This is a genomic window from Brevundimonas sp. Soil_N_31, from assembly GCF_057655995.1.
Map to the genome: position 1 here is coordinate 297,802 of NZ_JBDGLE010000004.1, position 23,358 is coordinate 321,159.

The 23,358-nt window shown below is 66.1% G+C and carries 19 protein-coding genes; 10 read left to right on the top strand and 9 right to left on the bottom strand.

Annotated elements, in window-relative coordinates:
* Position 1 precedes the first annotated feature (1 nt).
* The 3 genes from AC3A3G_RS09015 to AC3A3G_RS09025 form a co-directional block, all read right to left on the bottom strand.
* The gene (locus AC3A3G_RS09015) at positions 2 to 658 is read right to left on the bottom strand and encodes a DsbA family protein (RefSeq protein ID WP_487488012.1); all 657 of its coding nucleotides are present in this window, start codon (positions 656 to 658) and stop codon (positions 2 to 4) included.
* Positions 659 to 662: 4 nt separating this feature from the next.
* Complete coding sequence (locus AC3A3G_RS09020; RefSeq protein ID WP_003163571.1) at positions 663 to 1,298, bottom strand: thioredoxin domain-containing protein; 636 nt, start codon at positions 1,296 to 1,298, stop codon at positions 663 to 665.
* Between the two features lie 99 nt (positions 1,299 to 1,397).
* Positions 1,398 to 1,961 carry a DUF721 domain-containing protein gene (locus AC3A3G_RS09025; RefSeq protein ID WP_200166086.1) on the bottom strand — a complete coding sequence of 188 codons (564 nt, stop codon included), beginning with the start codon at positions 1,959 to 1,961 and terminating at the stop codon, positions 1,398 to 1,400.
* A gap of 21 nt (positions 1,962 to 1,982) precedes the next feature.
* Here AC3A3G_RS09025 and mutY point away from each other — a divergent pair, with 21 nt between their 5' ends.
* Positions 1,983 to 3,023, top strand: a complete 1,041-nt coding sequence (gene mutY / locus AC3A3G_RS09030; protein ID WP_487488013.1) for an A/G-specific adenine glycosylase — start codon at positions 1,983 to 1,985, stop codon at positions 3,021 to 3,023.
* Between the two features lie 187 nt (positions 3,024 to 3,210).
* Here mutY and AC3A3G_RS09035 read toward each other — a convergent pair whose 3' ends face one another.
* The 4 genes from AC3A3G_RS09035 to AC3A3G_RS09050 form a co-directional block, all read right to left on the bottom strand.
* Positions 3,211 to 5,358, bottom strand: a complete 2,148-nt coding sequence (locus AC3A3G_RS09035) for an amylo-alpha-1,6-glucosidase (RefSeq protein WP_487488014.1) — start codon at positions 5,356 to 5,358, stop codon at positions 3,211 to 3,213.
* A 64-nt stretch (positions 5,359 to 5,422) separates the two neighbouring features.
* Positions 5,423 to 6,514 (bottom strand): glycosyltransferase family 4 protein, encoded by a 1,092-nt coding sequence (locus AC3A3G_RS09040; RefSeq protein ID WP_487488015.1) that lies wholly within the window; start codon positions 6,512 to 6,514, stop codon positions 5,423 to 5,425.
* A 132-nt stretch (positions 6,515 to 6,646) separates the two neighbouring features.
* Positions 6,647 to 7,726: a site-specific DNA-methyltransferase gene (locus AC3A3G_RS09045; protein ID WP_040344441.1), complete on the bottom strand. Its 1,080-nt coding sequence runs from the start codon at positions 7,724 to 7,726 to the stop codon at positions 6,647 to 6,649.
* Between the two features lie 191 nt (positions 7,727 to 7,917).
* Positions 7,918 to 8,424, bottom strand: coding sequence for a GNAT family N-acetyltransferase (locus tag AC3A3G_RS09050; RefSeq protein WP_487488016.1), 507 nt, complete (start codon positions 8,422 to 8,424; stop codon positions 7,918 to 7,920).
* 154 nt (positions 8,425 to 8,578) lie between these two features.
* On the opposite strand from AC3A3G_RS09050, the gene murC reads away from it, so the two are divergent.
* The 9 genes from murC to AC3A3G_RS09095 all read left to right on the top strand — a co-directional run bounded on the left by murC (position 8,579) and on the right by AC3A3G_RS09095 (position 22,337).
* The gene (gene murC / locus AC3A3G_RS09055; RefSeq protein WP_487488017.1) at positions 8,579 to 10,024 is read left to right on the top strand and encodes a UDP-N-acetylmuramate--L-alanine ligase; all 1,446 of its coding nucleotides are present in this window, start codon (positions 8,579 to 8,581) and stop codon (positions 10,022 to 10,024) included.
* A gap of 150 nt (positions 10,025 to 10,174) precedes the next feature.
* The gene (gene murB, locus AC3A3G_RS09060; protein WP_487488018.1) at positions 10,175 to 11,083 is read left to right on the top strand and encodes a UDP-N-acetylmuramate dehydrogenase; all 909 of its coding nucleotides are present in this window, start codon (positions 10,175 to 10,177) and stop codon (positions 11,081 to 11,083) included.
* Between the two features lie 255 nt (positions 11,084 to 11,338).
* A complete protein-coding gene (locus AC3A3G_RS09065) occupies positions 11,339 to 12,277 on the top strand; it encodes a D-alanine--D-alanine ligase (RefSeq protein ID WP_269300108.1) in 939 nt (312 codons plus the stop codon).
* Positions 12,265 to 13,104 carry a cell division protein FtsQ/DivIB gene (locus AC3A3G_RS09070; RefSeq protein ID WP_200166105.1) on the top strand — a complete coding sequence of 280 codons (840 nt, stop codon included), beginning with the start codon at positions 12,265 to 12,267 and terminating at the stop codon, positions 13,102 to 13,104. Before AC3A3G_RS09065 ends, AC3A3G_RS09070 begins: the two co-directional genes overlap by 13 nt.
* Before the next feature lie 27 nt (positions 13,105 to 13,131).
* Positions 13,132 to 14,457, top strand: a complete 1,326-nt coding sequence (gene ftsA / locus AC3A3G_RS09075; protein ID WP_087138786.1) for a cell division protein FtsA — start codon at positions 13,132 to 13,134, stop codon at positions 14,455 to 14,457.
* A 375-nt stretch (positions 14,458 to 14,832) separates the two neighbouring features.
* A complete protein-coding gene (locus AC3A3G_RS09080; RefSeq protein ID WP_487488019.1) occupies positions 14,833 to 18,150 on the top strand; it encodes a TonB-dependent receptor domain-containing protein in 3,318 nt (1,105 codons plus the stop codon).
* Between the two features lie 259 nt (positions 18,151 to 18,409).
* Complete coding sequence (gene ftsZ, locus AC3A3G_RS09085) at positions 18,410 to 20,005, top strand: cell division protein FtsZ (RefSeq protein WP_312218035.1); 1,596 nt, start codon at positions 18,410 to 18,412, stop codon at positions 20,003 to 20,005.
* Positions 20,006 to 20,208: 203 nt separating this feature from the next.
* Entirely contained in the window at positions 20,209 to 21,108 is a 900-nt protein-coding gene (lpxC, locus tag AC3A3G_RS09090) for a UDP-3-O-acyl-N-acetylglucosamine deacetylase (RefSeq protein WP_487488020.1), read from the top strand.
* A 119-nt stretch (positions 21,109 to 21,227) separates the two neighbouring features.
* Positions 21,228 to 22,337, top strand: coding sequence for a serine hydrolase domain-containing protein (locus AC3A3G_RS09095; protein WP_487488021.1), 1,110 nt, complete (start codon positions 21,228 to 21,230; stop codon positions 22,335 to 22,337).
* Here AC3A3G_RS09095 and pgeF read toward each other — a convergent pair whose 3' ends face one another.
* Both pgeF and AC3A3G_RS09105 read right to left on the bottom strand, forming a co-directional pair.
* Positions 22,338 to 23,108 (bottom strand): peptidoglycan editing factor PgeF, encoded by a 771-nt coding sequence (pgeF, locus tag AC3A3G_RS09100; protein WP_487488022.1) that lies wholly within the window; start codon positions 23,106 to 23,108, stop codon positions 22,338 to 22,340.
* Positions 23,105 to 23,353, bottom strand: a complete 249-nt coding sequence (locus AC3A3G_RS09105) for a helix-hairpin-helix domain-containing protein (protein WP_487488023.1) — start codon at positions 23,351 to 23,353, stop codon at positions 23,105 to 23,107. The genes pgeF and AC3A3G_RS09105 overlap by 4 nt, the downstream gene beginning before the upstream one ends.
* Positions 23,354 to 23,358 lie beyond the last annotated feature (5 nt).

Here is a 23,358-nt window from a genome sequence, read left to right on the forward strand (position 1 = left end):
ATCAGCGCGCCCGGATCAGCGGGTCGATGGCCGCCGACAGGGCCTCCAGCGAATGGTCGCTGACCCGCCTGCCGTTGACAAAGAAGGAGGGCGTGCCCGTCACCCCTGCCGCCACGGCGCCGTCGACCTCGGCCTGCAGGGCCTGGCTGGTCGCCGGGTCTTTCATGCAGGCTTCGATCTGTTCCTGACTGCGGCCGCTGGCGGCGATGGCGGCGGCGAACCAGTCGCGGGCGTCGCCTTTTTCAAAGGCGGCGGCCTGACCGCTCATCAGGCTGTGGGCCACGTCGAAGAAGCGGTTCGGGGCGGCGCAGCGCGCGATGCCCGCCGCCGTCGCCGCGATCTGGGCCGGAGGCGTCGGCATGTCGCGAAACACCAGGCGCACCTTGCCGGTGTCGATATAGCGGGCCTTGAACTGCGGCAGGACGTCGTTGGTCCAATGGACGCAGTGGCTGCAGGTGAATGAGGCGTACTCGATCACCGTCACCGGCGCATCGGCCCGGCCCAGCACGCGGTCCGTCGCCGTGACGGCGGGCACGGCCGCCGTCGCAGAGGCGCGCGTCATGGCAGGATCGAGCGCCGCCGAGGGGCTGGCGACGGCGACCGCCGCCAGGGCGGCTGCGCCTAACAGGGCTTTGAATGTCAGGCGCGACCGCGGCATCGGCTTACTTCGCCAGCTCGGCGTCGATGACTTCCGACAGGCCCGACAGCGAGCTGTCCGCCACCTTCACGCCGTTGACGGTGAAGTAGGGTGTACCGGTCACGCCGGCGCTGATGCCGGCCTGGATGCGCTTCTCCATGGCCTCGATGGCGGCCTTGTCGCGGATGCAGTCGTTGATCTGCTGCTCGCTGAGGCCCGCCGCCTGGCCGGCGCGGAACAGGGTGGTGCGCGGCGCGACGCCCGCCTGCCATTCCTTCTGGCTGGCCATGATGTCGCTGACAACGTCGAAATACTTGTCCGGACCGGCGCAGCGCGCGATCAGGAAGCCGGCGACGGCGATGTCCTGGGGCGGGGTCGGGAATTCGCGGAAGACGAAGCGGACCTTGTTGTTGTCGACGTACTTCGTCTTGAACTCGGGCCAGACCTCTTCATTCCACACGGCGCAGTGGCCGCAGGTGACCGAGGCGTACTCCACGACCGTGACCTTGGCGCCTTCGGGCGCGCCCTTGGCCATGTCGCCTTCGACCTCGCCGCCCGCGCCGCCGGCCGAGCAGCCCGCCAGCACGGCCATCGAGGCCAGGGCGGCGGCGGACAGGGCCGCGCGGCGGCTCATGGCGGCGTATTTGAAGATCGGGGCCATCGGCTGGTCCTTGTCAGAAATGAGATTCAGAAACGTCGCGCGATTCGTGCGCGCTGGCGAAATCGTCTGAATGTCGAGAACGCCGATGGCGAAGGTTTGTCAACGCTCCTCGTCGCGCGGGGGCTGCGACAGCACGGCGCGGCCCAGCTTGCCCAAGGCCGCTTTCAAGCTGTCGGGCGCCGCCTCGACCGAGGCGTTCAGTTCGGCTTCCGTCGCGGCGGGAAGGGGCGGCAGGACCGCGCGGCCGCGCGGGCGGGGCTTGGCTCCGGCGGCGGGCAGAGGCTTCACCGGCCCCTGGGCGATGCGCAGCTTCTCGACCGAGCCTGCGCCCAGGAACAGGTTCACGCGCTGAATGATGTCGGCCGACTGGTGCTGGACCAGCAGGGCGGCGGGCCCGGCGACACGCAACTCCAGCACGCCGCCTGCGTTGCCGCGCCCCTTGGTCAGCTTCTGCGGGCGGGTGACGCGAGCCAGCCGCTCGCCCACGATCTCGACCCAGCGCGGCTCCAGCGCCGAGGCGCCGCGCCCGAACTGGGCGTCCAGCTTCTTGATCAGCGGCGCCAGCGACCGGCCCGCCGGGGGCGGCGGGCGCAACGGCGGGCGCGTCCGGCGGCGGGCCAGGATTTCGCGCGCTTCGCTTTCGGTGGGCAGGGGACGACGCATTCGTCCTATATAGCCTGCCCCATGCCCGACGTCCCCTCTCTCCGCGCCGCCCTGCTCGATTGGTATGACGCCCATGCGCGCAGCCTGCCGTGGCGCGCGCCGCCGGGGGCGAAGGCGAAGACCGACCCCTATCGCGTCTGGCTGTCAGAGGTGATGCTGCAGCAGACGACGGTGCCGCACGCGGCGCCCTATTTCGAGCGGTTCACCACGCGCTGGCCGACGGTGGGCGCTCTGGCCGCCGTCGAGGACGCCGAGCTGATGGGCGCCTGGGCGGGGCTGGGCTACTACGCCCGCGCACGCAATCTGCTGGCCTGCGCCCGCGCTGTGGCCGCCGATCACGGCGGAGCCTTCCCACAAACCGAGGCCGAGCTGCTGGCCCTGCCGGGGGTGGGCGCCTACACCGCCGCCGCCGTGGCCGCCATCGCCTTCGATCGACCCGCCAACGTCGTCGACGGCAATGTCGAACGGGTGATGAGCCGCCTGTTCGCGGTCGAGACTCCACTGCCCGCCGCGCGGCCCGAGCTGCGCCGTCTGGCCGCCCTGTTCGTCGACGACCACCGACCCGGCGACTGGGCGCAGGCGCTGATGGACCTCGGCTCGGGCGTCTGTCGGCCCCGGTCGCCGCTGTGCGATCAGTGCCCGCTGACCTTCGGCTGCGAAGCGCTGAAGACGGGGGCGCCCGAACGCTATCCCCTGAAGACGAAGAAGGCCGAGCGGCCGCATCGGCGCGGCCATGCCTATGTGCTGATGGATGACGCGGGGCGCGTCGCCCTGGTGCGGCGGCCGGACAAGGGGCTGCTGGGCGGCATGGCGGGCCTGCCGACCTCGGATTGGAGCGCGGCGCCGGACTTTGATCCGCCGATGGAGAGCGACTGGCGGGCGGCCGGATCGGTCGAGCACGTCTTCACCCACTTCAGCCTGACGCTGGAGGTGCATGTGGCCGAAGGGGAGGGCGACTTTCTATGGACCACAGCGGCTGAGGCGGCGAAGGCTCTGCCGACCGTTTTCAGGAAGGCGCTGGAGCGGGCTTTAGGAACCCTCTCCCGGCGGGAGAGGGCTTGAGCGCACGGCGGCGCAGCCGTCGTTCTGGCGCGAAAGGGTGAGGGGCTTGTCCCATCAATCGGCCGAAGGCCGCCGTCTCGCCGTTCTGCCACGGCCTCTGGCCGACTTTACCTGTGAACCCTCACCCTTTCGCCTGTTCCAATCGCTGCGCTCTTGGAGGCTCAAGCCCTCTCCCATCGGGAGAGGGTCAGCCGGTGGCGCGTAAATTCACCGCGCCGCTACGCTCGCGGGGCATGACCACGACGTGGCCGTTCAGGCGCTGGAAATGCAGGTCGATCACCCCGTCGCCGACCTTCAGCCGCGTGATCGACAGCCGGTCCAGCCCGGCGGGTAGGGCGGGATTGTTGACCTCGACCAGGCCCTCGGCGGCGTCGATGCTCAGGCCCAGCACCGACTGCATCATCAGGAAGACCGATCCCGCCGCCCAGGCCTGGGGCAGGCAGGCGACCGGATAGGCGATCGGCGGTTCGCCCGTCTCGCGCACGAAGCCGCAGAACAGTTCGGGCAGGCGCATCTGGAAATGGGCGGCGGAGCCGTAGATCTCGCCCAGCAGCATGGCGACCGCCCGCCGCTCGCCGTAACGGGCCATCCCCGCCGCCGCCAGGGCCGTGTCGTGCGGCCAGACCGAGCCGTTGTGATAGCTCATCGGATTGAAGCGGGCCTGTCCCTTGGCCAGGGTCCGCAGGCCCCAGCCCGAACGGAACTCGGCCGTCAGCATCCGCCGCGTCACCCGCCGCGCCCGTTCATGCGAGGGCAGGCCCATGAACAGCAGATGCCCGGCGTTAGAGGCGACGGCGCGGCACTGCTCCCCGTCGCCGTCCAGGGCGATGGCGTAGAAGCCCTCGTCCTCCATCCAGTAGCGGTCCTCGACCAGGGCGCGCAGCGCCTCGGCCCGCGCCGCCCATTCGAGGGCGCGGCCGTCGCCCAGCACCGCGCCCATCTCGGCCAGCGCCTTCCAGGCGGCGAAGGCGTAGCCCTGGACCTCCAGCAGGGCGACCGGCCCCTTGGGAAAGCGGCCGTCGGCGTGAAAGATGGAGTCTTCGGAGTCCTTCCAGCCCTGGTTCGACAGGCCGGTGTCGGCCGCGCGGGCGTAGTCGATCAGGCCGTCGCCGTTGCTGTCGCCGTAGTCGCTCATCCAGCCCGCCGCCGCGATCAGATGGGGCCACAGGGCGCGTATGGTCCCATAGTCGTTGGTGCGTCTGGCGTAGGCGCCGGCCAGGGCGATGAACAGGCAGGTGGTGTCGACGCCCCCGTAATAGAGGCCGAAGGGCACCTCGCCCAGCACGCTCATCTCGCCGCCGCGCGTCTCGTGCATGATCTTGCCGGGCGCGGAGTCCATGAAGGCGTTGGTCTCGGTCGCCTGACGCGAGGCCAGATAGGTCAGCACCCCCTTGGCCAGACCGGGGTCGATCCACAGCATCTGCCAGGCGGTAATGATGCCGTCGCGCCCGAACGGGGTCGAGAACCAGGGCGTCCCCGCATAGGGATAGGGGCCGGTTGGAAGGTCGGTGACGAGCAGGGCGATGTCGGCCCGCGACTGCCGCAGCCAGTCGTTGAAGCCCTGGTTGCGCCCGCCCTCGACGATGGCGCCGCGCCGCAGCCGTCGCCGCATGGCCAGCCGGGCCAGGATGGCGTGCCAGCGCCAGCGCGTCTCGTCCGGCTGTTCGCAGGCGTCCAGGCCGCATTCGATGAACAGGTCCAGGCTGCGTCCGCGCGGCAGGCTGAACATGAACTCGGCCCGATTGGCGCTGAGGCGGGCGGGCGGCTCGGAAAAGGCCAGGCAACTGGTGCGTTTCACCCCGTCCAGCCCAGTGTAGCTGAAGGTCACGCGCCGCCCGTCGATCACCGGCGGATGGATTTCGCCGTGCCGGGGCCGCACCGTGCCGCGCACCTGGAAGATGTCGGCGAAGTCCGCGTCGAACTCGAAGGTCAGCGGCAGCAGGATGTCCTCGACGCCGTGGTTGACCATCCGCACCCGCTCGAACAGCCGTCGGTCCCACAGGAAGCGCCGCCGCTCCAGATGCAGCACCCCCGCCGGGGCCGAGCGCCCGCCCATCGGCGGCAGGGGCCGGTTGGTCGAGTGGCAGGTGAAGAAGACGTTGTCCTTGGTCACGCCCGAACTGAGACGCGACGGCCGCGCCCGCCCGACCGTCAGGACGAAGCGCGACAGCAACCGCGTGTCCCGCTCGAACAGGCCGTCGGCGCCCGCCTTAACGTCTCCCCAGTGATCGGCGACGAGGAAGGCGTCGCCGTCCTTCAGCGCCATCAGGGTTTCAAGCCCGTCCTGGTCGTTGGTGTCGGCGGCCGCGGCCTGGACCGAATAGGCGTCGTCCATAAGCGTCTCCGCTTGCGGTTCGTCCCCCCGGCTAGGATCAGAAGCGAACGGCCGAGGGCGTGATTCAGTTCAGGGCGGCGAAACTCTTCTCTTCCTCCAGAGGACGCATCGGCGCTGCAAAAGGCCGCCGCGCCAGGATGTCGCCGTAGACGTCCAGATACCGCCGCGCCATGGCCGTGGCGGAGAAGCGCAGGTCGAACCGCGCGCGGATGGCCTCCCGGTCCAGCCGGTGCGCCTGGGCGGCGGCGGCGACCGCCTCGTCCATGGTCGAGACCAGGAAGCCGGTGGCCCCGTCCTCGATGATCTCGGGCGTCGAGCCGCAGGCGAAGGCGACGACGGGCGTGCCGCAGGCCATGGCCTCGATCATCACCAGGCCGAACGGCTCGGGCCAGTCGATGGGGAAGAGCAGGGCTTCGGCCCCGCCCAGGAAGGCGGACTTCTCCGCATCACCGATCTCGCCGACAAACTCGACCAGGGGATTGCCGCGCACCAGAGGTTCGATTTTCGTCTCCCAATAGGCGTGGTCGGCGGCGTCGATCTTGGCGGCGATCTTCAGCGGCTTGTTCAGCCGGGTCGCGATTTCGATGGCGCGGTCGGGTCGCTTCTCGGGTGAAATCCGACCCAGGAAGGCGAGATAGCCCTGCGACCGGGGCGAGAAACGATAGAGATCGCCCGGCATGCCGTGATGCACGGTCGCCCGCCAGTTGGCGTGGGGCAGGGGACGGCGCTGATCGTCGGAGATCGACACCAGGCCGTACTCCGTCCAGCGCTCGTAGATCGGGGCCAGATCCTTCAGGTCCAACCGCCCGTGCAGGGTCGTCACCGTCTTGTCCGCCCAGCCTTCGAAGAAGGGAAAGTGGATCATGTCGGTGTGGAAATGGATGACGTCGAAACGGTCGGCGCGGTCCAGCACCTCGGCCAACTGGGCCATGTGGGCCGCCAGATCGGATTTCAACGCGGCGGGGTCCAGGCGGATGGCCTGATCGCGAACCGGGATCAGGCGGGCGCGGGTGCGCGCCTCGGCGCTGGCGAACAGGGTGACGTCGTGGCCCAGCTCGACCAGGGCGTCGGTCAGGTGGGCGACCACGCGCTCCGTGCCGCCGTAGAGCCGGGGCGGCACGGCCTCGTACAAGGGCGTGACTTGGGCGATTTTCATGGCAGGCTCCTGCGTCGCGTGAAGACGCGACGCCGAAACCTCAATCCGCCCAGGATCGCCGGGTTCCAGCGTTGCTGGAACGATATTCTTCAATGCCGCCTGTAGGTTATGAGGCGGTCGGAAGGGCCCGTCCTACTGCATCCCCGCGCGGATTTCGGCGCGCAGGGCGTCGATCGGGCGCAGCCCCGTATCCGTCTTGAAACGCCAGTAGGTCCAGCCGTTGCACGCCGGGGCGTTCTCCAACAGGGCGCCCAGCTTGTGGATCGAGCCGGTCAGGGCGCCGGACACCAGCGAACCGTCGGCCCGCACCCGCGCCTCGCGCTCGCCCTTGGGGCAGTACAGCTTGTCGCCCGGCGCCAGCAGCCCGGCTTCGACCAGGGCGCCGAACGGCACCTTGGGCTCGGCCTTCTTGGAGCCGGTGACGACCAGGTCTTCCGGTGCGGCCGGGATGACGGCCTTGATGCGCTTCTCGGCCAGTTTGGCGTAGGTCTCGTCGCGTTCGATGCCGATGAAGCGGCGACCCAGACGCTTGGCCGCGGCGCCCGTCGTGCCGGTGCCGAAGAAGGGGTCCAGCACCACGTCGCCGACGCGGCTGGCCGACAGCAGCACCCGGTGCAGCAGGGCCTCGGGCTTCTGGGTCGGGTGGGCCTTGTCGCCGTTCTCGTCCTTCAGCCGCTCGCCCCCGGTGCACAGGGCCAGGGTCCAGTCCGAGCGCATCTGGGTGTCTTCGTTGAAGGCCTTCAGCGCGTCGTAGTTGAAGGTGTAGCGTTTCTGCTCGCGCGACTTGGCGGCCCAGATCAGCGTCTCATGGGCGTTGGTGAAGCGCGTGCCCTTGAAGTTCGGCATCGGGTTGGACTTGCGCCAGATGATGTCGTTCAGCACCCAGAAGCCCAGATCCTGCATCGCCGCGCCCAGGCGGAAGATGTTGTGATAGCTGCCGATGACCCACAGGCTGCCCTCGTCCTTCAGCACGCGGCGGCACTCGCCCAGCCAGGCGCGGGTGAAGGCGTCATAGGCGGCGAAGCTGTCGAACTTGTCCCAGTCGTCGTCGACCGCATCGACCTTGGAGTTGTCCGGCCGCAGCAGGTCGCCGCCCAGCTGCAGGTTATAGGGCGGGTCGGCGAAGACCATGTCCACCGACTTGTCCGGCAGGCCCTTCAGCACCTCGATGCAGTCGCCACGCAGGATGACGTCGGTCTTCAACTCGGACATGGAAAAGCGGCCCCGGACAGATGAGACGCTTATGGTGAATCCTTACGGTTAAGGCGGAGTAACCAAATTTAAGATCCCGATGGATCGAGGCACCCATCTGCGCCTTGTGGATGGGGTCATGAGAGGTGGGGGCTGACAGGCGCAATTGGGTTGGTGGCGTCAGGAAATGAAGGTTCCATGGTCCGCGAAATTCAAGCCAGCGGCGCACCTTGAAAGCGACGAGAATATACGAAGACAGGCTTGCCAGAAATGCTGTCCCGACCGTCACGGGGTTCAGCGGTTAAGGTTCTGGCTGCGACTTTTTGCGAAGCAAGATTAGTTTTGTCGACAACGGCTTCGATATGGAAGGTCGTTAGATCGTTGCGAGCTAGGCCATGCTGGAACTCAGCGAGGGCGGCCTGCACGATTTTCGTTGCTTGGCCCATGCCCCGTTCGTCTTCAGGCACGGCATAGCCAATAGCGAAGCAATGCTCACCGGCGATTGGTTCCGCTCGAATAATAATGGCGAGCGCCGTAACTTTACTGCCGTTGGTTTTAACGTAGGTGAATCGGGGCTCTCCTTCCGGCTGGTCTGCATGGACTAAGATGGTGGAGTCTAGCTCTCCCTTGCGGACGTCGAGCTTTTTTGCACGAAATGCAGGCTGAAAACTCCGAAGTGCATCCATCGGATCTGTCATCTCAGGCACAAGCATCTCCATGTTTCCGGACTAGCCTCGCTGTATGCGCATCATTGAGGTGACGATCAAGTCGACAATAACAATGTTAGTCGTAAATCGGGTCTGTCATTTTGGGGTAAGGGTTGATGGCGATGGGGAGGTGCAAATCGCATCCTGTTTGAGCTATGGGGCGAAGATGATCCGTCGTCTTCGCCCCGTTCCGTTCGCCCTCGGGCCTGTCCACTTCGTCGGCATCGGCGGCATCGGCATGAGCGGCATCGCCGAGATCATGCTGAAGATCGGCTATCAGGTGCAGGGCTCGGACGCCAAGGCCAGCGCCAATACCGAGCGGCTGGAGAAGCTGGGCGCCCGCATCTACATCGGCCACGACGCCGCCCATGTGACCGAGGGCGTCTCGGCGGTGGTCTATTCCACGGCGGTCAAGGCGACGAACCCCGAGTTGGTGGTGGCGCGCGAACGGCGCATCCCTCTGGTCCGCCGGGCCGAGATGCTGGCTGAGCTGATGCGGCTGCAGTTCTCGATCGGGGTCGGCGGCACCCACGGAAAGACGACGACGACCTCGATGGTGGCGGCCCTGCTGGACGCCGGATCGCTGGACCCGACGGTGGTCAACGGCGGCATCATCAACGCCTATGGCACCAACGCCAAGGTCGGCGAGGGCGACTGGATGGTGGTCGAGGCGGACGAGAGCGACGGCTCCTTCCTGCGCCTGAAATGCACCGTGGCGATCATCACCAACATCGACCCGGAGCACCTGGATCACTACGGCGACTTCGATGCGGTGAAGAAGGCGTTCGGCGACTTCATCGAGGACATTCCCTTCTACGGCTTCGGCGTGGTCTGTCTGGATCACCCCGAGGTGCAGAAGCTGGCGGCCCAGATCGACAACCGCCGTCTGGTCACCTACGGCCTGAACCCTCAGGCCATGCTCCGCGCCGACAATGTGCGCATGGACCCGGACGGCTCGCGCTTCGACGTGGTGATCCAGGGGCAGGGCATGGCCGCCCTGGGCGAGCCTGCGCGTATCGAGAACCTGCACCTGCCGATGGCGGGCTGGCACAACGTCTCCAACGCCCTGGCCGCCATCGCCGTGGCGCGCGAGATCGGGGTGGACGAGGACGCCATCCGCGCCGGTCTGGCCGGGTTCGGCGGGGTCAAGCGCCGCTTCACCACCACGGGCGTGGCCCACGGCGTGCGCGTCATCGACGACTACGGCCACCACCCGGTCGAGATCGCCGCCGTGCTGAAGGCTGCGCGCCAGGTGGTGCAGAACGCCGACAACACCGGCCGCGTCATCGCCGTGGTCCAGCCGCACCGCTACACCCGCCTGCGCGATCTGATGGAGGACTTCTCGACCTGCTTCTCGGACGCCGACAGCGTTCTGGTCGCCGACGTCTATCCGGCGGGCGAGCAGCCGATCGAGGGCGTCGACAAGCACGCCCTGGTCGAGGGCGTCCGCCGCTACGGCCACCGCCACGTCGCCGCGCTGGAGAACGCCGCCGTCCTGCCGCGCGTCATCAAGGATGAAGCCAAGCCGGGCGATCTGGTCGTCCTGCTGGGCGCCGGCGACATCACCAGCTGGGCCTACGCCCTGCCGGCGCAGCTGGAGGCGTTGGCTTAATCTCATGCTCCCGCTCATCTCGGCGGACGCCGGGATCCAGCGAGAGCTTCACGACGAAGCCTTGCCGCCCTACATCGGATCAACGTCAAACGGCTGGATGCAGCCAAAGCACTGGATCCCGGCGTCCGCCGGGATGAGCGGATTTATCGGATGGCCTGGACTGACAACCTCCCCGCCGTGCGCGGCAAGCTGCTGCTGAACGAGCCGCTGGGGCCCTACACCTGGTTCCGCGTGGGCGGGGCGGCAGACGCCCTGTTCATTCCGTCGGACGCCGATGATCTGGCTGACTTCCTCAAGGCACTGCCCGAAGAAGTGCCGGTGACGGCGATCGGCGTCGGCTCCAACCTGATCGTGCGCGACGGCGGGGTCGAAGGCGTGGTGATCCGTCTGGCGGGCCGCGCCTGGGGGCAGGTGACGACCGACGGCGTCACGGTCACAGCGGGCGCTGGCGCGCTGGACAGCATGGTGGCGCGCGCCTCGGCCAAGGCGGGCATCGCCGGGCTGGAGTTCTATGCGGGCATCCCCGGCTCGATCGGCGGCGCCCTGACGATGAATGCGGGCTGCTACGGTTCCGAGACGAAGGACGTGCTGGTGTCCGCCTGGGGCCTGAACCGCAAGGGCGAGCGGGTCGAACTGGCCCTGGCCGATTTCGGCTATACCTACCGCCACTCCAACGCCCCGGCCGACATCATCTGGATCGAGGCTACCTATCGCGGGACGCCCGACGCGCCCGAGGCCGTCGCCGCCCGCATCAGCGAGATCACCGAGCGTCGCGAGAAGACCCAGCCGATCCGCGAGAAGACCGGCGGCTCGACCTTCAAGAACCCCGAGGGCCATTCCTCGTGGAAGCTGGTCGACGAGGCCGGCTGGCGCGGCAAGCTGCACGCCGAAACCGGCGGCGGGGCCAAGTTCAGCGAGTTGCACTCCAACTTCATGATCAACCCGGGCGAGGCCACCGCAGCCGATATCGAGGGCTTGGGCGAAGCCGTCCGCGCCGACGTGTTGGAAAAGACCGGCGTGCAACTGAACTGGGAAATCAAGCGGATCGGGCGGCCGTAATCCTTCTCCCCTTGAGGGAGAAGGTGGCCCTTCAGGGCCGGATGAGGGGTGTCGACGCGACGTCCCCTAATCTTGGCAAAAATCCCAGCTGCTTGCCCGTATCCTCGCACCCCTCATCCGTCTTGCTCTGCAAGCCACCTTCTCCCAGAAGGGGAGAAGGAAGATGGTGACGAATTTCCTTCCACGCCCCCGTATCGTTTCCAACCGGTTAACCGTATTCAGGGCATAGGGGTGGGCTAGTCTTCGGATGTCGCCATGCGTACGCCCCTGAACACCCTCCATGTCGCTGTCCTGATGGGCGGTCTGTCGTCGGAACGCGAGGTCTCGCTATCCTCGGGCCGCGGCTGCGCGGACGCCCTGGAAGGGCAGGTCGCCAAGGTCACGCGCGTCGACGCCGGGCGCGATCTGGCCCAGGTGCTGACGGCGCTGAAGCCCGACGTCGTCTTTAACGCCCTGCACGGCAAATGGGGCGAGGACGGCTGCGTCCAGGGCATCCTGGAGACGCTGAAGATCCCCTACACCCACTCCGGCGTCCTGGCTTCGGCCCTGGCGATGGACAAGGACAAGTCCAAGGCCGTGCTGCAGGCGGCGGGGGTCATCGTGCCCGGCGGCGGCCTGTTCGATCGGCATGAGGTGGCCAGCCGCCACGTCATCGACCCGCCCTATGTGGTCAAGCCGAACGCCGAGGGCTCGTCCGTCGGCGTCTATGTGGTGCGCGAGGGCGCCAACCGTCCGGTGGCCGAGGTCGGCGCCGAGGACTGGGCCTATGGCGATCAGGTCATGGTCGAGCCCTTCATACCCGGCAAGGAGCTGGCGGTCAGCGTGATCGGCGAGGCGACCGGCCCGCGCGCTCTGACCATCACCGACATCACCCCGACCAAGGGTTTCTACGACTACGAAGCCAAATACGCGCCCGGCGGCTCGCGCCATGTCCTGCCCGCCGAGCTGCCGCCGCACGTCTTTGACAAGGCTTTACGTCAGGCCGAGCTGGCCCACGCGGCCATGGGGTGCCGGGGCGTCTCCCGCGCCGACTTCCGTTATGACGATGTTAACGACGTTCTCGTTCTGTTGGAGGTGAACACCCAGCCCGGCATGACCCCCACCTCGCTCGTTCCCGAGCAGGCGGCCTTTGTCGGTATGGATTATCGCGAACTGGTTCGTTGGATGGTGGAGGACGCCTCATGCCCGCGGTAGTGCGCGGCGGTCGGCGACAGTCTTCGGGCAAGGGCGGCGCGCGCGGCGCTCCGTCCGGCCGCGCGGCCGAGATCGGCCGTCTGGACATGTCGCCGCGCGTCGTGGCGGCGACCCTGGTGGTCGGCGTCGGCATACTGGCGGCCGTGCTGGCCACCGGCGCGCGGGCCGAGCGTATCTCGACGGCCGTCACCGAACGCTTTGACGCCGTCACGACCGGCATGGGCCTGAAGGTGCGTCAGGTCCACGTCACCGGGGCCTCGCCCGAGGCCGCCGCCGCCGTGCGCGCCGCCGTCGGCGTCCACGCCGACCAGCCTATCGTCAGCCTCGATCTGGCCGCCGTGCGCGACCGGGTGCAGTCGGTCGGCTGGGTCAAGGAGGCGCGCGTGGTGCGCCTGCTGCCCGACACCCTGATCGTCGACGTCAAGGAACACGACCGCCTCGCCGTCTGGCAGGTGGGCGGCAAGGCGCACGTCATCGACGCGCAAGGGATCGTCATTCCCGGGGCCGACGCGGGCCGCTATCCGCGCCTGCCGCTGGTGGTGGGCAAGGGCGCCGATCAGGCGGCCTCCGACGTCCTGCCCCTGCTGGCCCAGCGTCCGCGTCTGATGGCCAAGGTCGACGCCCTGGTCCGGGTGGACGAGCGCCGCTGGGACTTGCGCCTCAAGGACGGCGCCCTGATCCAGTTGCCCGCCGTGGATCAGGAATCCGCTCTTATTCGCCTCGACGCCCTGGATCAGCGCGAACGCCTGCTGGACCTGGGCTTCGCCCGCATCGACCTTCGTACGCCGGAAGAAGTGGCCGTTCGCCCTTCCGAAGGCGCCGTTTGACCCTCTGACTTCCTAGGACACGACCCCATGGTTGGACGCAGCCGAGACATCAAGCCGGAACAGGGCAGGGGCGCGCCGCGCGCGCCGGTCGTGGCCGCGCTCGATCTCGGCCAGGCCAAGGTCGCCTGCTTCATCATGAAGCCGGACGGCGTGCGCCACGCCGACCGCACCATCCGCGTCGCCGGCGCCGGCCACGTCCAGTCGCGCGGCGTCAAGGGCGGGGCCATCGTCAACATGGACGAGACGGCCCAGGCCATCGGCCACGCCGTCGAACGCGCCGAGCGCGCGGCGGGCGCCCCCGTCTCCGGCGTCGTCGTCACCACGGCTATTGGTCAGATGGCCAGCCACCGGGTGCAGGCGCGCGTCTCGCTCGGCTCGCATCCGATCAGCGACGCCGATCTGGCCCGCGCCATCGGCATGGCCCTGGCCCAGATCCGCCTGCCGAACCGGCGCCCGATCCACGTCCTGCCCATCGCCTGGTCGGTGGACGGGGCGCGCGGCGTCCACGATCCGCGCTCGATGCGCGGCGGCTCGCTGGGGCTGGACCTGCTGGTCGTCTCCATGTCCGAGGGGTCGTTCAACGCCCTCAGCCACTGCCTCGAACTGGCGCACCTGGACCTTCAGGGCGTGGCCGCAGCGCCGGTCGTCTCCTCGCTCGCCGCGCTGGAAGAGGATGAGATGGAGCTGGGCGCCCTGTGCATCGACATGGGCGGCGGCTCGACCTCGGCGGCGGTCTGGGGCGGGCGCTCCCTGCTGCACATCGAAAGCCTGAACGTCGGCGGCGACCATGTGACTGCTGATATCGCGCGCGGCTTGTCGACCTCGCGCGTCGGCGCCGAGCGGCTGAAGACCCTGCACGGTTCGGCCATGGCCAGCGCCAACGAAGACCGCGAAATGCTGGAGGCCCCGCCGCGCGGCGAGGACGCCTCGGCCGGTCCCGTCATCGTCCCGCGCGCCATGCTGAAGACCGTCATCGCCCCGCGCGTCGAAGAGACGCTGGAGTTGCTGCGCGATCGCCTGAAGCACGCCGGCATGGGCCTCGAGCCCGGCGCGGGCCTCGTCCTGACCGGCGGCGCCAGCCAGTTGAACGGCGTGCGCGAACTGGCCGTGCGCGTCTTCGACCGCCCGGTGCGCCTGGGACGTCCGCAACGCGCGCCCCACCTGGCCGACGCCGCCGCCGGCCCGGCCTTCTGCTCGGCCGCCGGCGTCCTGCTCCGCGCCGCCTACGGCCCGCGCGAGGCTGTCTCGGCCCGCAAGCTGATGTCCCGCCAGATCACGGCGGCGGATGCGCCTAAGGTGCATCGCGGCGGTATGGTGGCCCGCGCGGCGGGCTGGCTGCGGGATAATCTCTAACTAATTCAACGATTTTGCAGAGCGTGCGCCGATGGCTGCCGTAGCAATAGGTCGCTCCTGTTGTTGATGGAGTCCCTTTTGTCGCGCCTGTTTGACCTGCGCCTAGCGTCGGAAAAAATTAGTCGAACAAAATCAATCAAAAGAACCTTAAATTTTACCACAACGCCGCAGTTTGTGGTCAGTAATGTGGCTTGTTTGTTACATCGCTGACGCTTTATCGCCCATTTTGGGCCACAAAGCTTGCCCTTGCGGCGTTTTTCCTTAGAGAGGAATTCTCTGGCGTGGTTCGCTTTAAGTCGGCTGCGCAGTAGTCAAACTAATAGTTGGGGGGTCTTCCATATGCATTTGACGCGAAATTACCTTTTCGGGACAACCGTGCTTGCTGGCGTTATGGCGATCTCGGCGCCGGCATTCGCTCAAACCGTTCCGGTTGTGGATGACGCCCAGGCGACGCAGGTTGAAGAAATCGTCGTTACTGGTTCACGTATTCGCCGCGATCCGACCTCGGCTCCTACGCCACTGATTCAGGTGAAGCGTGAGGCGCTGCTTGAGACAGGTGCTGCGACCGTGGTGGATTACTTGGCCACGATTCCTGCTCTGTCAAACTCGCAGGTGCCTTCCGATACGACTGGCAGCCTGAACAGCGGCGGCCTAGCGCTGGCGAACCTGCGCGCGCTCGGCAGCGGCCGCACGTTGACCTTGGTGGATGGTCGTCGTCACGTCGGTTCGCAAGGGGCGACGCTGGCTGTCGACGTGGACACGATTCCGCGCTTGCTGATTGAGAACGTTGAGATCGTGACTGGCGGCGCCTCGTCGATTTATGGCGCTGACGCTGTTTCGGGTGTTCTGAACTTCAATCTGCGCAAGGATTTCGAGGGTCTGGAAGTCGATGCTAACTACGGCATGATCAACGAGGATGGTCAGGCTTCGCGTCGACTGTCGGGTTTGATTGGTAAGAACTTCCTCGATGGCCGTCTCAACGTTTATGCTTTTGGTGAGTACGAGAAGCAGGACGCCGTCGATAGCATGGATATGGACTGGCTGCGCCGCGCGCCGGTTGTAATCGCTATGGATGCCGATCCTACGAGCCCCCTTGTCGGGCCGAATACGGATGGTATTTACGATAACCTGCTCTTCACTGGCGTGCGTCGTATGGATCGTCCCCGCTGGGGGCAAACCACGCTCGCCAACGCGCAACAGCCTACGCCCAACACCAACCCGAACGTTACGCTTGCGAACTGCAGCAGTTTCTCTTCTGCTGCGTGCTATAGCATCGATCCCAGCAAGACTTGGGTGTTTGATGGTTCGGGAGCTCGTTTGGCTAATTTCGGATCCCGAGTTGGTAATGTCGGCGCGAACCGTGTCTATAATATCGGCGGTGACGGCAGCAACCCCGCTGAGTTTTCAGCCGATACTCGTCTTCCGCTTTCCGAATCTCAGCGTTATCAGGTCGGTGCAAACTTCAAGGTAACTGAAAACATCACAGCTTATGCTGAGGCGAAGTACGTTACCGAAGACACCTTCATGGTGACGCAGCCGACCTTCTTTGATTGGTATCTGAATGATGATGCGGTGTCGGCTGGTCGCCATGTCAGCATCAATGGCAACAACGTGGGCGCCAACAACGCGGTCATGCGTTGGTCGGATAACGCTTTTGTTCCGGCTGCCTTGAAGGCCGCTATCGCTGCGAACCAGGTCACGAACTATTCGGCTCCGACGAACACCGCGTCGGGCAATCCTCTGGCTCCGGTCAATCGAGCTTGGGCGCGTCACGTCGTCTTTGGTCCGGACCGCACTCAGACCAATAATCGCGAGCTCCAGCGTTATGTCTTCGCTCTAAAGGGCGACTATGACCGTGTTGGGTTCATTAACAATTTTGGTTGGGATCTCTCGTACACCTACGGACGTATGGATAATGTCAATGCGGAACGTGGCGTGGATGTCGAGCGTCTGCATTTCGCGGCGGACTCGGTTTTCGACACTGCCGGTGTGCTAGGCTCTCCTGGCGCTATCGTCTGCCGCGCCAAGTTGCTGGACAAGCAGGGTGTAGCGTTGCCTGATCCCATTCGCGGCGGTTCTGTCGCTGCTACGCCTGAGGGACGTGCGGCAATCGATGAGTGCACGCCTCTGAATATTTTTGGCCTCGGCAACCAAAGCGCTGAAGCTCTGGAGTATATTGATGCGGTCGTGCGCGTCCGTGAGCGCAACGAACAGCACGACGCGATCGCTTCGGTCTCGGGTCAACTGTGGGACTTCTGGGGCGCCGGTCCGATCGGCGTGGCCCTTGGCGCTGAGTACCGCAAGGAATTCACCCAAGGTATTGGCCGCTCGGCTGACACTGGTCGTCGTCGCCTTCAACTGAACACCGGCGCCGACTTCATGCCGGCGGAGTATGAAGTCACCGAAGGCTTTGCTGAACTGTCGATCCCGCTGTTCCGTGACAGCTTCCTGGGTGAGTATGCCGAACTGAGCGGTTCCTATCGCTATTCGGATTACACCACTGTCGGCGGTCAGGACGTGTATGGCGTCAATCTGGTGTATCGCCCGATCCCTGATATCGCGTTCAAGACCAGCCTCAACACCTCCATCCGCGTTCCGACACTGTCTGAAAACTTCCGCCCGCTTAGCCAGACGTTCTGGAATGCCGTGGTGGACCCCTGTGACACGCGTCAGATCAACGGTTCGATCCCGGCTGAGGAAAAGGCCAACCGGATCAAGAACTGCACGGCCTTGGCCACCGCAATGAACCTGAGCTACGATTTTGCGGGTGAGACGGCTTCTACTGACGATGATTATCGTCCGCTCTATTCGTCCGGCATTTCCGGCCAGAATGGCGGCAACGTGAACTTGAAGCCGGAAGAGTCGACCTCGTTCACCTTCTCGGTCGTACTGCAGCCGCGGTTCATTCCGAACTTCAGCATGGTCTTGGACTACTATGACATCGTTATCGACGATGTTATCGCGGCTGTGGGGGCCTCGACTATTGCTGAAAACTGCGTCAAGGGGCCGAGCCTGAACGAACTGGCCTGCGTGGATATCTTCCGCAAGAACGCAGCCGTGGCCAACCCAAGCAACGCTCAGGAGCGTTCGGAAGCCTTTAAGATTGGCGCTCCGTCGACCGACCCGATCGGCGCTTTCATCCAACGTCCGCTTAACTACGCAAAGCGGGAAGTCCGCGGTCTTGATTTTGGCGCTAACTACTTCGTTGACACAGACGAAATGTTCGGTCGTAGCTGGGGTCGTTTTGATTATTCGATCAACGGTAGCTGGCTGATCCAGCAGGATAACTATAATAACGTCAACGATCCGGGCGATGTGACTTCGTATGCCGGTTGGGCTGTTACGGGCGGATCTTTCCCGCGCGTACGTTTCACTTCAGCGCTGAGCTGGTCGCCGAACGAAGATTGGCGCGTGACCTGGACGGCCGATTGGCAGTCGTCGCAAGCGATCTATAAGTCGCGTGATTTCATCCTGAACTCGGACCAACGTCCGCTGGAGACGATGAATACTGGCGATTTTGTTCGCAACGACTTGCTGGTTCGCTGGAATGTTCGCGATGACCTGACGCTGCGTGCGGGGGTGACCAACATCTTTGATGCGGAGCAATCGCCCTGGCTCGGTACGACTCTGTATTCGAACTTCGACCCGTACGGGCGTCGTTTCAACATCGGCTTGAACTACCGTCCCTGGTAACTTCATAGGCCATCAGTGAGGGAAGGGCGGCTCGCAAGAGCCGCCCTTTTCAGATTCTAGTCGAACCAAGACCGAAGAAAGTTCACGAAATCTGCGGTCAAGCTGTTCGCAGCGACTATCATTCCGTCCGACTCACGCTATCGAGGTAACCCTTCGTTAACGCAGTCAGGGTTTTCCTTAACGCGCTCATAACCAATGCGATTCGGCGGGGAGTTCGCATCGGGGACGAAGGGCAGGGTCCTTAGGTCGGAATTTTATAATGTCTCTCTCGCTGGTCAGGCCGGAAGCCACGGAATTGAAGCCCCGCATCGTCGTCTTCGGCGTAGGCGGAGCGGGCGGCAACGCCGTTAACAACATGATCGACTCCGGCCTTGAGGGCGTGGAGTTCGTCGTCGCCAACACCGACGCCCAGCATCTGAGCTTCGCCAAGACCGACCGTCGCATCCAGTTGGGCGAGACGATCACGCAAGGGCTGGGCGCGGGCGCCCACCCCGAAGTCGGCATGAACGCCGCCGAGGAGAGCGCGGACGAGATCCACGCGCACCTGGAAGGCGCGCACATGGTCTTCATCACCTGCGGCATGGGCGGCGGCACCGGCACCGGCGCGGCGCCGGTCATCGCCAAATGCGCGCGTGATCGCGGCATCCTGACCGTCGGCGTGGTGACCAAGCCCTTCACCTTCGAAGGCCGCCATCGGATGCGCCTGGCCGACGCTGGCGTGGCCGAGTTGCAGCGCTACGTCGACACCCTGATCGTCATTCCGAACCAGAACCTGTTCCGGGTCGCCAACGAGCGCACGACCTTCTCGGACGCCTTCGGCATGGCCGACCAGGTGCTGCATTCGGGCGTGCGTTCGATCACCGACCTGATGATCCTGCCGGGCCTGATCAACCTCGACTTCGCCGACGTCCGCGCCGTGATGAGCGAGATGGGCAAGGCCATGATGGGCACGGGCGAGGCCACGGGCGACGATCGCGCCCTGCTGGCGGCTCAGAACGCCATCGCCAACCCGTTGCTGGACGAGACCAGCCTGAAGGGCGCCAAGGCCGTGCTGGTGAACATCACCGGCGGCATGGACATGACCCTGCTGGAGGTTGACGAGGCCGCCAACGCCATCGCCGGCGAAGTGGACGGCGACGCCAACATCATCTTCGGCGCCGCCTTCGACCCGGCGCTGGACGGCAAGATCCGCGTCTCGGTCGTCGCCACCGGCATGGACGAGGCCGTCATCCAGCAGATCGAGCCGCAGGGCCAGGCCTTCGGCGGTCGCCCGGGCGGTCTGTCGGCCGCTGCGCCGCGTCAGCCGGAAGTCCGCATCGATCCGGTGCGTGAAGCCGCGTCGCAACCGGCGCCGACCCCGACCTATGAAGCCCCGGCCGCCCGCGCGCCCGAGCCGAAGGTCGAGGCCAAGCCCGAACCGGTCATCCACGACGCGCCGCGCAACCTGGAGCCGATCGTCGATCCGTGGGTCGAGGAATATGAGCAGGGCGCCGGCCGCGCCCAGCCTGCGGCGTCTTCGGAGCAGGGCGACCTCTATTTCGACCGCGCCCCGCAGCGTCAGCAGCCTGCGCCGCAACAACCGGCCCAGCGTCCGGCCGCCCGTCATGAAGAGCCCGCCGAGGAGCCCTTCTACGACGAGCGCGATCATCGTCGCAGCGGCTGGAGCCTGTTCGGCCGCAAGCGTCAGCAGCCGCAGCAGCAACAATCCTATGCGCCCCCGCCGTCGTCGAACCGCACGACCCAGCAACTGCGTCAGACGCAGTCGATGCAGCCTCAGCAGCAGGATCCGCAGGTGGGCCAGTCCGAGGATGACGACCTGGAGATCCCTTCCTTTCTCCGCCGTCTCGCGAACTGATCGGCCCAGAAAGCCCTGATACTGAAACGCCCCGGAGCCGATCTCCGGGGCGTTTTTGCGTGTGGGCGCAAGGCGTCGAGCTGTCGCCGAACCGAAACAATCCGAAACTCGACTTTCATTTCGGGCTTGAGCCCTGAGGCGTAAACGACAGGCGAGGCGAAGACCGTCCCGTTGGGGCGGGTCGCGCAACAGAGAGTATCCGAGTGACGGTCCGCAACGACCAGTACGAACAGACCATCGTCGCCCCGGCTATCTGCGCCGGCGTCGGCGTGCACACCGGCCGCCGCGTGCGTCTGGTCGTGCGCCCGGCTGCGCCCGGCCACGGCATTGTCTTCGTGCGTACCGACGTGACCGACCGCGACAACCGCATCCCCGTCTCGTGCGAGGCGGTCGTGGACGCCCGCCTGAACACCATGATCGAGAACGCGGCGGGCGTGCGCCTGTCGACGATCGAGCACCTGATGGCTGCGCTGGCCGCCCTGGGCGTCTCCAACGCCGTGATCGAGGTGGACGGGCCGGAACTGCCGATCCTGGACGGCTCGGCGCTGCAGTTCGTGCAACTGCTGGACCGCGCGGGCTTCCGTCGTCAGGAAGCGCCCCAGACCTTTATCGAGATCCTGAAGCCGATCCGGGTGGAGGAGGGCGATAAGTCCGCCGTCCTTCTGCCTTGCGACCGCTATGAGATGCGCTTCGAGATCGATTTCTCCACGCCGGTCATCGGCAATCAGGTGGTGGACTTCGTCGTCGACGAGGCGACCTTCCGCTCGGACATCATGGCGGCCCGCACCTTCGGCTTCGCCCATGAGGTCGAGGCCCTGCGTCAGGCCGGTCTGGCCCGCGGCGGCTCTCTGGAGAACGCCGTGGTCATCGACGGCGACCAGATCCTGAACCCCGGCGGTCTGCGTATGGAACGCGAGTTCGTGCGTCACAAGGCGCTGGACGCCATCGGCGACCTGTACGTCCTCGGCGCGCCGCTGCTGGGCCGCTACGAAGGCGTCAAGGCGGGCCACGCCCTGAACAACAAGCTGGTCCGCGCCCTGCTGGCCCAGCCGGATGCCTGGCGCGAGACGGTTCGCGTGCCCGACATGGCGATGGCGGGCTGAATTCAACTTCCAAGGATATTTGAGTCGAGGGTATTGATCAGGGCATGATCAAATACCCCCAGCCCATGACGGCGTCCGTTTCTCGTCGAACTCTTCTCGGAGCAACCGGGAGCGGAGTCGTGGCGACTGGAGTCCTGGCCAAGAGCGCCGCGCCAGCCGTCGGAGATGCCTGGAACGCGGTGGAGGCCGTAGGGCAGGCGGCGATTTTGTCGCAAGCCGTTCCGGGCATGCAGGTCTGTGTTCGTAGAGGCGACGCTGTCCTGTTCTCGCGTGGTTTCGGTCTGAGCAATCTTGAGACGCGAACCGCAATGGACGCCAAGTCGGTTTTCCGGATTGGCTCGGTAACCAAGGAATTCACGGGCGCTCTTGTGCTCTCTCTGGTTGAGAAAGGGCGCTTCCGGCTTGATGATCCGTTGGGCCGGTTTCTACCGTCATTTCCTGTTCCGGCGGTGACATTGGGACAACTGTTGACCCATATGTCCGGACTCTCGAACTACACCTCGACAGTTACCGCGCAGACCTACCTCGAGCAGTCACGGCAAGATCGCTCCATGCAGGAGATGGTAGGGGTCGTGGCCGAGGCTGAGCCTCTTGTCGTGTCGGAGCCAGGGACGGCTTGGGCATACAGCAATTCGGGATATGTTCTGCTCGGCGCTGTGATCGAAAGCATCACGGGATCGTATGCGCAGGCCATGGCTGAGTTCCTACGTCCGCTTGGTCTTCAGAACACGGCCGTTGACGATGGGCGGGAGGTGATCGACGGGCGTGTCTCCGGCTATGTGGCGCAGCCTGAAGCCAGCGCCAAGTTCGCCAACGCACCTTACGCGGCCATGAGTTATGCTGGCGCTTCAGGCGCTATGCGCGCCACCGCCGAGGAACTGGGTCTGTGGCGGTCGGCCCTGCTCAGCGGGCGGGTCGTGAGTGCGGATAGTCTGGCCTTCATGACCACGCCGGCGCGGCTATCCGGCGGCAGTCTGCCGACAGACGATGCTGGTTCTGAAATCCTCTACGGGGCGGGCGTCTATCTGGACCCTATGGAAGGACGACCTGCGTTGAGGGGAGGCGGCGCCATCCAAGGGTTCGTGGCGGTTTGCGATACGGTCATTCCCACGCGATTGACGACCGCCATTCTCCTGAATGTCGACGGGAACGGTGCGACCGGGGTGCGGACTGTGATGCGTGATCTGCGACGGGCTGTTCGCGACGCCGTGGCCGCCACGACCGGCTGATCAGGCCAGAGCAATCGCTGAGATCAACCGGCCGAAGTCCGGTTCGCCCGCCAGCCAGGCGCGGCGGTTGGAGTAGAAACGCGCCGCATCTGCGCGCGTGTCGTCGCCCGTCCATGCCGCCTCGCCTACGCCCGCCTGCTCCAGTCGCCACAGGACGAAGCCGGGCAGGTCGAACTGGCGCTTGTCGCCGGTCACGCCGGGGGCGAAGAAGCGTTCGCTGCCGGGGTCATGGTGGGCGAAGCGGTCCTGATAGTCGGCGCCGACTTCGTAGGAGGTCTGGGCGATGCAGGGGCCGACGACGGCGACGGTGCGCGAAGGCTCGGCGCCCAGGGCCTGCATAGCCGTGACGGTCGAGTGGATAACCCCGCCCAGGGCGCCCTTCCAGCCTGCGTGGGCGGCGCCGATCACGCCCGCCTCGGCGTCGGCGAACAGCACGGGGGCGCAGTCGGCGGTCAGGACAGTCAGCACCGGCCCCTTCACGCCCGCAACCACGGCGTCGCCTTCGGGGCGGTCGCCGGCCCAGCCGCTTTCGGCCACGCGGGCGACGGCGGAGTGGACCTGATAGCAGCCGCACAGGTCGTCGGCGGCGCCGCCCATCCATTCGGCGACGCGACGGCGGTTCTCGGCGACGTGGGCCGGGTCGTCCTTGGAGCCGACGCCTGCGTTCAGTCCTGCGTAGACGCCGTCCGATACGCCGCCCGCGCGGGTGAAGAAGCCGTGGCGAACCCCGGCCTTGGTCAGCAGCGGATGGGTGATCGGGTTCAGGCTCATGCGGCGCCCTCCAGTTCGAAACGGGCGGCGTCGATGGCGGCCTGAACGGCCTTGCGCGCCTGGGGGCTGTTCTTCCAGCAGGTTGAGCCGACGCTGGCGGCGGCTCCGGCGCAGACGACGGCCGCATCCGCCAGGGCCAGACGGACGAAACCGCCGACGCCCAGCTCCTCCAGCCGCTGGATCACCTTGGGGCCGACGCCCTTGGTCGCCAGCAGAATCTGGCGCTCGTGATCGGTGAAGGTCATGGCCG